General features: G+C 66.0%; 12 protein-coding genes. 9 read left to right on the plus strand and 3 right to left on the minus strand.

Translation table 11 applies throughout. The features are described 5' to 3' along the window. The first annotated feature begins 541 nt into the window (after positions 1-541). The 8 genes from G7Z99_RS15925 to cycA all read left to right on the plus strand — a co-directional run bounded on the left by G7Z99_RS15925 (position 542) and on the right by cycA (position 8,444). Complete coding sequence (locus G7Z99_RS15925) at positions 542-979, plus strand: NfeD family protein (protein ID WP_181095440.1); 438 nt, start codon at positions 542-544, stop codon at positions 977-979. A gap of 25 nt (positions 980-1,004) precedes the next feature. Next, positions 1,005-1,862: an SPFH domain-containing protein gene (locus tag G7Z99_RS15930; protein WP_181095442.1), complete on the plus strand. Its 858-nt coding sequence runs from the start codon at positions 1,005-1,007 to the stop codon at positions 1,860-1,862. 110 nt (positions 1,863-1,972) lie between these two features. Then, on the plus strand, positions 1,973-2,374 hold the full coding sequence (locus G7Z99_RS15935; RefSeq protein ID WP_181095443.1) for a DUF2946 family protein: 402 nt from the start codon (positions 1,973-1,975) through the stop codon (positions 2,372-2,374). 46 nt (positions 2,375-2,420) lie between these two features. Continuing rightward, positions 2,421-2,903, plus strand: coding sequence for a copper chaperone PCu(A)C (locus G7Z99_RS15940; protein ID WP_181095445.1), 483 nt, complete (start codon positions 2,421-2,423; stop codon positions 2,901-2,903). A gap of 19 nt (positions 2,904-2,922) precedes the next feature. Continuing rightward, positions 2,923-3,369: a DUF2946 domain-containing protein gene (locus G7Z99_RS15945; protein WP_181095447.1), complete on the plus strand. Its 447-nt coding sequence runs from the start codon at positions 2,923-2,925 to the stop codon at positions 3,367-3,369. Between the two features lie 63 nt (positions 3,370-3,432). Next, positions 3,433-5,499 (plus strand): TonB-dependent copper receptor, encoded by a 2,067-nt coding sequence (locus G7Z99_RS15950; RefSeq protein WP_181095449.1) that lies wholly within the window; start codon positions 3,433-3,435, stop codon positions 5,497-5,499. A 56-nt stretch (positions 5,500-5,555) separates the two neighbouring features. After that, positions 5,556-6,920, plus strand: coding sequence for a PepSY-associated TM helix domain-containing protein (locus tag G7Z99_RS15955; protein WP_181095451.1), 1,365 nt, complete (start codon positions 5,556-5,558; stop codon positions 6,918-6,920). 132 nt (positions 6,921-7,052) lie between these two features. Continuing rightward, a complete protein-coding gene (gene cycA / locus G7Z99_RS15960) occupies positions 7,053-8,444 on the plus strand; it encodes a D-serine/D-alanine/glycine transporter (protein WP_181095453.1) in 1,392 nt (463 codons plus the stop codon). A gap of 49 nt (positions 8,445-8,493) precedes the next feature. Here the strand turns inward: cycA and G7Z99_RS15965 are convergent, their stop codons facing one another. The 3 genes from G7Z99_RS15965 to G7Z99_RS15975 all read right to left on the minus strand — a co-directional run bounded on the left by G7Z99_RS15965 (position 8,494) and on the right by G7Z99_RS15975 (position 10,102). Beyond that, positions 8,494-8,793 (minus strand): hypothetical protein, encoded by a 300-nt coding sequence (locus G7Z99_RS15965; protein WP_181095455.1) that lies wholly within the window; start codon positions 8,791-8,793, stop codon positions 8,494-8,496. Between the two features lie 356 nt (positions 8,794-9,149). Further along, on the minus strand, positions 9,150-9,641 hold the full coding sequence (locus G7Z99_RS15970; protein WP_181095457.1) for an RES family NAD+ phosphorylase: 492 nt from the start codon (positions 9,639-9,641) through the stop codon (positions 9,150-9,152). Then, positions 9,638-10,102 carry an antitoxin Xre/MbcA/ParS toxin-binding domain-containing protein gene (locus G7Z99_RS15975; RefSeq protein ID WP_181095459.1) on the minus strand — a complete coding sequence of 155 codons (465 nt, stop codon included), beginning with the start codon at positions 10,100-10,102 and terminating at the stop codon, positions 9,638-9,640. Before G7Z99_RS15975 ends, G7Z99_RS15970 begins: the two co-directional genes overlap by 4 nt. 352 nt (positions 10,103-10,454) lie before the next feature. Between G7Z99_RS15975 and G7Z99_RS15980 the strand changes: the two genes are divergently transcribed. Further along, complete coding sequence (locus G7Z99_RS15980) at positions 10,455-10,976, plus strand: GNAT family N-acetyltransferase (protein WP_181095461.1); 522 nt, start codon at positions 10,455-10,457, stop codon at positions 10,974-10,976. Positions 10,977-11,267: the final 291 nt, after the last annotated feature.

An 11,267-nucleotide genomic window follows, 5' to 3' on the forward strand; every position in this document is an offset into this window, starting at 1 on the left:
GCGGCGCCTGGGCGGACGTCATCGCAGGCAAGCCCGCTCCCACAGGTGGCTTTGCCATCGTGCGATTGCCTGCTTGAAATGGGCACCTGTGGGAGTCCGCCCGCCGCCTTGGCGCCGCGCTGTCGCGCAGAGAACATGACGATAGCTCAGGATCCGAAGCTTCATTGCTAATCGATTTTAGGGCCGCTTTGCGGCCCATCGCGGCACAGGGGCCGCTCCTACACCCGTAGCCCCACCGCAGGGTTGCAGGCTATCGCGGTCACCTGTGGGAGCGGCCCCAGTGCCGCGATTGGGCCCGTAGGGCCCATACACCAGCCCATGTGGTCGGACATGTATCGAGCATAAAGAGGCAGTTGCTCCCATACCTATAGGCTCATCAGTATGCTCGCAGACGGCCCCCCAGACTGTCCATCTGCTGGCGCCTGCATCGACAACCGGGCTCAAAGCCGGAAATCTCCTACCCGGTTTTCATCCCCTTCTCGTGGCCTGCTTTCCCTCCTGTACTCTACACTTCGCCTCCCCTTTTCAAGGAACCCACCCCATGGACATGCACTGGTGGATCTGGCTGGTCTTCGGCATCGCGCTGATCCTGCTGGAGCTGGCCCTCCCGACCTTCTTCATCCTCTGGTTCGGCATCGGTGCCGTGCTGGTCGCCTTGATCGCGCTGGCCATGCCGACGCTGCAGCTGCCGGTGCAGATCCTGCTGTGGGTGCTGTTCTCGAGCCTCACCACCGCGCTGTGGTTCTGGCTGTTCCGCCGCAAGACGCCGGACGTGCGCTGGACCGCCGACAGTGTGCTGGGCGAAGTAGGCCTGCTGACCGCCCCCGTTTCTCCGTTCCAGAAAGGCCGGGTCCGGTTCCAGAAGCCGATCCTCGGCAACGAGGAATGGGTCTGCGTGGCCGATACCGAGCTTTCCGCCGGCGAGCGCGTGCGCCTGACCGCCATCGAAGGCAACACCGCCCGCGTCGTGCGGGCCTGATCATCGCTACAAGGAGTTCATCCCCATGACCAGCCTCATCGTCGTCTGTACCCTCGCCCTCTTCGTGCTCGTGTCCGTGTTCAAGGGGGTGCGCATCGTGCCCCAGGGCGAGGAGTGGATCGTCGAGCGTCTCGGCCGCTACCACACCACCCTCAAGCCGGGCCTGAACATCGTCATCCCGTACATGGACGTGGTCGCCTACCGGCTGCCGACCAAGGACATCATCCTCGACGTCGAGCAGCAGGAGATCATCACCCGCGACAACGCGGTCATCGTCGCCAACGCCCTGTGCTTCGCCAAGGTGGTCGACCCGCAGAAAGCCTCCTATGGCGTGCAGGACTTCGCCTTCGCCGTGACCAGCCTGACCATGACCTCGCTGCGCGCCATCGTCGGCGCCATGGACCTCGACGAAGCGCTGTCCAGCCGCGAGCAGATCAAGGCACGCCTGCGCGACGCCATGTCCGAGCAGACCGAGGACTGGGGCGTCACGGTGCGCTCGGTGGAGATCCAGGACATCAAGCCCTCGCCGAACATGCAGATCGCCATGGAGCGCCAGGCCGCCGCCGAACGTGAGCGAAAGGCCGACGTCACGCGCGCCGAGGGGGCCAAGCAGGCCGCCATCCTCGAAGCCGAGGCACGGCTGCAGTCGGCGCGGCTGGACGCCGAAGCGCAGATCAACCTCGCCGAGGCCTCGGCACGCGCCATCACGCTGGTGCGCGAGGCGGTCGGCAGCGAGACGACGCCGGCCATGTACCTGCTCGGCGAACGCTACATTGGCGCCATGGAGCACCTGGCCGGCAGCGACAACGCCAAGGTCGTGGTGCTGCCGGCAGACCTGCAGGAAACCGTTCGCGGCCTGCTGGGCCGTGGCAAGACGGCATAGGGCGCGCCACGTGCCATGGGGGCCGGGGGTGCGGCACGTCATCGCACCCCCGGCCCTTTTGCGTATACTCGGCGTTACAATCGCGCCCTGATTCCTGACCGGATCTCTCCATGCCCCCACGTCGGCACATCGCCTGGATAGCCTGCTTCGCCGTGCTGTTCAACCTTCTGGCCATGCCGCTGTCTTCCGCCGCCTCGCACCACGCGGCGCAGCAGCTGGTGTGGGGGGCGTTCTGTTCGAGCCTGTCGGGCGCGGCCAAGGCGGATCGGCAGGCGCTGGCTGCGATCGACGTGGCCGCGATCGACCTGGCGCCACACGACCTGGGCAAGGCCGAACTGCACCACGGGTGCTGCCTGGGCGGGGCGCCCGTGCTCAGCCTGCCAGGGCACATGCCTCAACTGCGCCATCCGCCGCTGCGCTGGCTGGCCCATGCCACGCCTTCGCTCGGCGAGCGCACCACGCCTCGCCAATTGTGGCCGGCGCTCAACCCGCGTGCTTCTCCCACGGCCTGAGCCTGCTGCGACACCCGTCCTGCGCCTCAACCACTGGAGACCTTTCATGCTCAAGCACGCCCTGCTCCTGGCCGCCCTGCTGCTGCCCGGCGCCTTCGCCAACGCCCACGAATACACCCAGGGCGACCTGCACATTGCCCACCCCTGGTCGATGCAACTGCCGCCCAACGCGCCCAGCGTGGCGGCCTACTTCGTCGTGCACAACAACGCCGCGGTGGACGATCGCCTGCTGGGCGTGGACAGCCCGATCACCGACGACGCGCAACTGCATGCGCACGTCCAGACCGATGACGGCCTGATGCGCATGCAACCGGTGCAGAGCGTCGTGGTACCCGCCGGCCAGGACCTGACCTTCGCGCCGGGGGCCTACCACGTCATGCTCATGCATCCGACGGAGCGCACGTCGCTGAGCGACGGCCAGCGCTTCCCGTTGACCCTGCACTTCGAAAAGGCCGGTGACGTCACCGTCCAGGTGCTGGTGCAGCGCGAGCCGCCCAAGGCCGCCACTGGACAGCCGCATACCCACTGACCGCGCCTGATCCTTCGTGATGCGCCTGCCCCTCGGCCGACCTGCTCGCCGCCGCTCCGATCACCACCGTGTGAACGGCAGCTGGCTGAGCCTGTTCGCCATGTGGATGATCTTCATCGGCCCCCTGATCGCTCAGTCGATGCCGATGAGCCATCACGCCGGCATGGCCATGAACGCGGGCATGGAGGGGCACGCACACGCGGCCTCCGCAGCCGATCCGCAGGCCCACGGTGTGATGCACCACGGGCGCCAGCACGACCCTCAGTTGCACGTGCTCTGGGAGCAGTGCGGCTATTGCAGCCTGCTGTTCAACTGCCCTGCCCTGCCCAGCACCCTGAGCCCGCTGGGCACCCACCGCCTGCCGCCCGTGGTCGCGGCCGCCCTGCCCCTGCAGCCTGGCCACGCCACGCGCACCGTGTTCCCCGGTGCCAGAAGCCGCGCGCCACCGGCCTCGATCGACGTCTGAACCTTCGACTTGCGCGGGCCCCTGCGGCGCGCGCCCGTTTCCGACTGATCGACTGGAACCCTCATGACCGGTTGCACGTACCTTTCTGCGCTACCGTTGCGCACCCCGCTGACGCTGCTGTGCGGCTCGCTGCTCGCCCCCCTCGCCCTGGCGGCGGGCCCGGAGCCCGTGTCTGCCCTGCGTGGCAGCGACGAACTCAGCCCCACCGTCATCACCGCCGTCGCGCCCAGCTCCCCCCTGACCGTGGTCACCGACCCCAGGCAACCACGCCAGCCCGTCCCGGCCAGTGACGGCGCCGACTACCTCAAGACCATTCCGGGCTTTTCGGCCATCCGCTCGGGCGGTACCAACGGCGACCCGGTGCTGCGTGGCCTGTTCGGTTCGCGCCTGAACATCCTCACCAATGGCGGCCTGATGCTCGGCGCCTGCCCCAATCGCATGGATGCGCCGACGTCGTACATCTCGCCGCAGACCTACGACCGGCTGACGGTCATCAAAGGCCCGCAGAGCGTCATCTGGGGCCCGGGCGGCTCGGCTGGCACGGTGTTGTTCGAGCGCGATCCGGAACGCTTCGGCGAGCTTGGCAGCCGGGTCGATGCCAGCCTGCTGGTCGGCTCCAACGGCCGCTTCGACAGGCGTCTCGATGCAGCCGCAGGCAACCGGCAGGCCTACGCGCGCTTCGTCGGCAACCAGTCACGTGCCGGTGACTACGCCGATGGCCACGGCGACGACGTCCCGTCACGCTGGGACAAGTGGAACGGCGATGTCACCGTGGGCTGGACCCCGGACGCCGACACCCTGCTGGAGCTGACCGCCGGGCGCGGTGACGGCGAAGCCCGCTACGCCGGGCGCGGTATGGACGGCTCGCAGTTCAAGCGCGAAAGCCTGGGGCTGCGCTTCGAGCGGTCCAACCTGGGCGAGGTGCTCGACACGCTCGAGGCGCAGGTCTGGTACAACTACGCCGACCACGTCATGGACAACTACAGCCTGCGGCGCCCGTCGGGCAGCGGCATGATGGGCCGGCCGATGGTCAGCAACGTCGACCGCCGCGCCCTGGGCGCACGGCTCAAGGCCACCTGGCGCTGGGACGACCTGCAACTGATCGGTGGGCTCGACGCCCAGCGCAACACGCACCGCAAGCGTGGCGGGATGGGCGTGGACGCCCACCGTGGCCAGGCCTGGACCCAGGACGCCGACTTTCATGACTACGGCGCCTTCGCCGAGCTGACCTGGTACGCCACCGACACTGACCGCCTGGTCAGTGGCGCGCGCCTGGATCGTGCCAGCGCGCGCGACTTCCGTCAGGCCGGCAGCACCGGCACGCGCAAGCGCGCCGACAGCCTGCCCAGCGGCTTCATGCGCCTGGAGCACGATCTGACCGTACTGCCCGCCACCGCCTATGTCGGCCTGGGCCATGCCCAGCGTTTCCCCGACTACTGGGAGCTGTTCTCCCCAGGCGTCGGCCCGGTGGGCGCGCGGGACGCCTTCGCGGGTATCAGGCCGGAGAAGACCACCCAGCTCGACCTGGGCCTGAGCTACAAGGACGAGCGCCTGGAAGCCTGGGCGTCGGCCTACGCCGGGCAGATCCGCGACTACATCCTGTTCGACTACCGGGCCGGCATGACCGGCGCGGCCCGTTCGCGCGCCAGCAATGTCGATGCGCGGGTGATGGGCGGGGAGCTGGGGGTTGCCTATACGCTGCTCGAGCACTGGAAGGCCGATGCCACCCTGGCGTATGCCTGGGGCAAGAACAGCAGCGACGGTCGTGCCCTGCCACAAATGCCGCCCTTGGACAGCCGGTTCGGCCTGACCTATGCGCGCGATGAGTGGAGTACCGGCGCCTTGCTGCGTGTGGTGGCGCCCCAACGACGCATCGCCGAAGGCCAGGGCAACGTGGTGGGCAAGGACTACCGCGACAGCGCCGGGTTCGGCGTGTTCTCGCTCAACGGTGCCTACCGGGTGAACAAGCAGGTCAAGCTCAGCGCGGGGGTCGACAACCTGTTCGACAAGACCTACGCCGAGCATCTGAACTTGGCGGGTAACGCCGGGTTCGGATATCCGGCCAGTGACCCGACACCCGTCAACGAACCGGGCCGCACGTTGTGGACCCAGGTCGACCTGAGTTTCTGAACCCCGTGGGTGCGGTCGGCTGGCCGCGCCCTGCTTGAGCCACAAGGGAGCGCTCCATGAGCGAGTCACGCGTTTCATTCTACAACCTGGCCTGGCGCTGGCATTTCTATGCCGGTCTGTTCGTCGCGCCGTTCATGATTCTGCTGTCGATCACCGGCATGATCTACCTGTTCAAGCCGCAGCTGGACCCGCTGCTCTACCGCGACCTGATGGTGGTCGAGACCGGCCATCACCGGCAGAGCGCCGACGCGCTGCTGGCCTCGGTGCAGCACACCTACCCGCAGGGCCACGTGGCCCAGTACCTGCCGCCGCTGAACCCGCAGCGCAGCGCGCAGTTCGTGGTGCACGATGCCGGCCGTGAACTGAACGTCTTCGTCGACCCCTACCAGGGCACGGTGCTGGGCGCGCAGGACAGCAAGTACAACCTGCAGGCCATCGCCCGCGGCCTGCATGCCGAGCTGATGATCGGCACGGTGGGCGATCGCCTGATCGAGCTGGCGGCCGGCTGGGGTATCGTGCTGGTGGTGTCCGGCCTCTACCTGTGGTGGCCACGCGGCCGGCGCACCGGTGGCGTGCTGTGGCCCCGTGCCGCCGCGCGGGGACGGGTGCTGTGGCGCGACCTGCACGCCGTCAGCGGCTTCTGGGGCGCGGGCTTTCTGTTGCTCGTGCTGCTGAGCGGGATGACCTGGACCGGCTTCTGGGGCAAGCAGTACGCGGACCTGTGGAACCGCTTTCCGGCGGCCATGTGGAACGCCATGCCCACCTCGGACCAGCAGGCCCGCGACCTGAACAGCGCCCACCGGCAGACCGTGCCCTGGGCCATGGAAAACACCCCGATGCCGCAGTCCGGCGCGCACGCCGAGCATGCCGGCCATCACGGGATGTCCAGCGGCCCTGCCGCCCCGCAGGTCAGCCTGCAACAGGTCCAGGACATCGCCACGGCGCGGGCGGTCGAGCCGGGCTACAGCATCACGCTGCCCACCACCGCCGAAGGCGTGTTCACCCTTGCGGTGTTCGCCGACGATCCGCGCCATGACGCCACGCTCCACGTCGACCAGTACACCGGCAAGGTGCTGGCCGACGTGCGCTGGCGCGACTATGGGCTGGCGGCCCGCGCCACGGAAATGGGGGTGATGCTGCACCAGGGCAAGCTGTACGGCCCGCTGCACCAGGCGGTGGTCTGCCTGATCTGCCTGATGGTGCTGCTCGGGTCGGTCAGTGGTCTGGTGATGTGGTGGAAACGTCGGCCGGCCGGTGGTCTGGGGGTACCGCCCCTGCGCCATGACCTGCCGCGCTGGAAGGTGGCCACCGGGGTGATGCTGGTGCTGGGCGTGGCCTTCCCGCTGGTGGGGCTGTCGATGCTGGCGATGTGGCTGGTGGACACGGTGCTGGTACGCCGCCGGATGCTGGCCAGCGCCTGAGCCGTCGGCGTCACGGACCTGCCAGGCCTCGACCCCGGTCGAGGCAATCCGTCGCGCACACTTGTCGGGGAGCCGTGGTAGCCTGTGCGGCTTTCCCTGACAAGAAGACCGAGCCTCGATGGAATGCCGCCAATGAAACGGACCCCTTCCCGTCCTGCCGACGACCAGCACCTGCAACGCAACCTGACCAATCGCCACATCCAGCTGATCGCCATTGGTGGCGCCATCGGCACCGGCCTGTTCATGGGGTCGGGCAAGACCATCAGCCTGGCCGGGCCGTCGATCCTGTTCGTCTACATGATCATCGGCTTCATGCTGTTCTTCGTCATGCGCGCCATGGGCGAACTGCTGCTGTCGAACCTGAACTACAAGTCGTTCATCGACTTCTCCGCCGACCTGCTCGGCCCCTGGGCCGGTTTCTTCACGGGCTGGACCTACTGGTTCTGCTGGGTGATCACCGGCATCGCCGACGTCATCGCCATCGCCGCCTACTCGCAGTTCTGGTTCCCCGACCTGCCGCAATGGATACCGGCGCTGACCTGCGTCGCGGTGCTGCTGTCGCTGAACCTGGTCACCGTGAAGCTGTTCGGCGAGATGGAATTCTGGTTCGCCCTGATCAAGATCGTCGCCATCCTCGGGTTGGTCGCCACGGGCCTGTACATGGTGGTCATCGGGTTCGAGTCGCCGAGCGGGCGCACCGCGCAACTGGCCAACCTGTGGAACGACGGGGGTATGTTCCCCCATGGGCTGATGGGCTTCTTCGCCGGCTTCCAGATCGCCGTGTTCGCCTTCGTCGGCATCGAGCTGGTCGGCACCACGGCCGCCGAAGCGAAGAACCCCGAGCGGACCCTGCCCCGGGCGATCAACTCGATCCCGGTGCGCATCATCGTGTTCTACGTGCTGGCCCTGATCGCGATCATGGCCGTGACGCCCTGGCGTGACGTGGTGCCGGGCAAGAGCCCCTTCGTCGAGCTGTTCGTGCTGGCAGGCCTGCCCGCGGCGGCGAGCATCATCAATTTCGTGGTGCTGACGTCGGCGGCCTCGTCGGCCAACAGCGGCGTGTTCTCCACCAGCCGCATGCTGTTCGGCCTGGCCCAGGAAGGCGACGCCCCCGGCGCGTTCGGGCGCCTGTCGCGTCGGGCGGTGCCTGCCAACGGGTTGTATTTCTCCTGCCTGTGCCTGCTGTTCGGCGCGGTGCTGATCTACCTGATCCCGGACGTGGTCGAAGCCTTCACCCTGGTCACCACCGTGTCGGCGGTGTTGTTCATGTTCGTCTGGACGCTGATCCTGCTGTCCTACCTGAGCTACCGCAAACACCGCGCCGCGCTGCACCAGGCCTCGCGTTACAAGATGCCGGGCGGGCGCGTGATGTGCTACGTGTGCCTGGCGTTCTTCGCCTTCATCCTGGTGCTGTTGAGCCTGGAGAGCGACACCCGCGCCGCGCTGGTGGTCACGCCGCTCTGGTTCCTGGTGCTCGCGGTGAGCTATCAGGTCGTGCGGCGCAAGCGGCCGATCAACCGCTGATCGAGACGCGCTGATCGGTGCGCCCCCTCACCCGGGGGCGCGCGCCTGGCTAGTTGGCTTCGATGCCGTGCAACACGGCTTCGGCCAACGCCAAGCCTTTCTCCAACGAATTCTCCGTCGCCATCAACAGGCTACGCAGCGGTTCGTCCGCTTTCTCCAAGTCCGTAGCATTGGTTTCGTACGCGGCCTTCAAGGCGGCGACGGCACACACCAGCGCATCTTCGCTGTCGATACCTGCACGTACCATGAAGGTGGGTTCGTGGGCGTGGTTGCACGTGCCGAAAGAAGAACACGCGGTGACGGGGCGCGGGGCGCCAGTATCGGGATAGGCAGAGGACGGTGATTTCATGGATGCACCTCTCGTGAGCAAGAGAGGGGCTTTAGCGACAGGCAGGGTGGATCTGGGAGGGCTTTCTCGAGCATGGGTTACTCCTTGCAACTCTCTGTGATGACGCTCCGTACCCATACGCCAATATAGGTGGGCGGAGCCGTGCGGGTTGGCGTGCCGGACAGAGGACCGGTGAGCCCGAAGGCTCCCGCACACGGCGCCGCCCATAGCGGGTGCAACCATGCAGGACACCACTGCCTTCGGCAGCCGTATCCGATCTCTGTCTTGTCAGGGACGCCAATCCCGTACCGCAGAATCTACTGCGGTGGCGCACGGTACTCAAGTCACAAGGGTGTGTCAAAATGTTCGACGAGCGGTCAGGACGCGATCAGCCGAGTATCCAGGCCAAACCGCTCTTGGCTCACCAGCCGATAGTTGCCCTCGGCGAGTTCGCAGCTGATCAGCAGGTTCCACGAGTGCCGGGTTACAGCAGAAGGAATCAAGACGAACGGGTGCTCGGCGAGCAACGCATCGGCAAACTTCTGCTGGTTGGGCGAAGCCGCAGCGCTCGTCAGCCATACGGGATTGGGCACGTCCTCGGGTTGTACGACCTTGATCAGGCGGTGATCCAGTACTTCGAAGCAGGTGAGCACATGGGCAACGGTATCGAGCGTGTCGAAACCGGCATGCACGGCGACCTCAAGGATGGCAGTGGCCGGGTCGGCTGAGGCGTACACGACAGTACGACCCGGTGGATTCCACCGTCCGCCGAACGTTCGAGCTCCGATGCCACTGTCCCAGGACGCTTTGTAGATCTCACGATCAAGGCGCCAGGCACGCCAGGATGACGCCCAGGGCAATCCATTCATTGATAGACGCCCAGGGCAATTCGCTCCAGATAATCCTCGACTGCCTGAAAGCCGACCGGGTTGTCGATGACATCTAGCGGCACGTCGCCATCCAGGTACTTGCATGGACGTCCCAGCCATTCCTCGGCAAGCGCCTGAGTTCCAAAGACAGTGATGGCGTGCTCGAGCACCTTGGCGTACTGGAACGCGATAGCGCTCTGCTGAGCGTTGAGCTGCGCGGGTTGCTCGGTGCTGCCCCGTCGCTGGAGCGTCCTCACGGACCTACCAACGATACGGCTCAGGACTTTCTGAGTCGAATACAGAAGCGAAATGGAAAGCATGTCTTGTACGTCTTTGAGCGCGAACCCCTTGAGGGTCTGCTTGTAGATCATGACGTTGCTCAACTGGTCGGAATTGCCGTGGAGCAGGTATTCCGTGGGCCTGCGTGCAGCACCAACCTCGGCGGTTTCGATGGACATCATGGCGCATTCTCCTCGTACGACATTTGGCGCAATTATAGCGCCAAATGTCGTATACCGTGCGCTCACGTTGCTAGCACTATGCATCAAGTATGTTCAGATTTGCCCCTCTGCCCTTACGTGCCCTGATCCAGGTACGCCAAGGCGTGTAGCACGGGATGTGTTTTCTGCAAGACGACGTTCCTACGCGTAGGCCCTGAGTATCCCATCAGCGTACAGGGTCTGGTGGTTGAACCTTCTGCTGGTCAGGTGGGGTGAGTCGGGCTAGTGTGCAAACCTGCCACATGCCCGTCCCTGGCAGCATTAACCCAGGCTGCTTGGCCTACTGTTCCCAGATCCTTCGTGAAGCACACCCATGACCTACCACCTGCGTGACGCCCTGCCAGATGATCTCCCCGACCTCCTCGCCATCTACAACGATGCGGTCCTCAACACCACGGCGATCTGGAACGAGACGCCCGTGGACCTGGCCAACCGCCAGGCGTGGTTCGAGCTGCGTGCCGCCCAGGGGTATCCGATCCTGGTGGCCGTCGATGACAGCGGCGTGCTGGGGTATACCTCGTACGGCGACTGGCGGCCGTTCGAGGGGTTCAGGTACACGGTGGAGCATTCGGTCTATGTGCGCGGTGATCAGCGGGGCAAGGGCCTGGGGCCAGTGCTGATGGAGGCGTTGATCGAACGGGCGCGGGTTGGCGGCAAGCATGTGATGGTGGCTGCCATCGAAAGTGGCAATGCGGCGTCCATCCGGCTGCACGAGCGGCTGGGGTTCGTGGTGACCGGGCAGATGGTGCAGGTGGGGGTGAAGTTCGGACGGTGGCTGGATCTGACGTTCATGCAGAGGATCGTCGGGGATGACGGGGTGCCAGGGGTAGATTGAGGGTAGTGTCTGCTTGAAGCTGTGGTAGGTAATGGAGCGGCTTCTTTGGCTCTGATCGATATCGGGGTGGCGGTCTTTATGAGCCCTGCGGGCTCAATCGCGGCACTGGGGCCGCTCCTACAGGGGGGACGCGGCGGTCTGCCAGATCAGCAGCGCGATCCACACTGTAGATACCGTCTTGATCCTCACATCGCAAGTGCGATCTGAGGGTCGAACGGTTTGTCGGATTTCACCACGCCATACACCAGGTGCAGCAGCTTGCGCATGGCCGCACAGACGATCTGTTTGTAC

Source organism: Pseudomonas entomophila, from assembly GCF_013523165.1.
GTDB lineage: Bacteria > Pseudomonadota > Gammaproteobacteria > Pseudomonadales > Pseudomonadaceae > Aquipseudomonas > Aquipseudomonas entomophila_A.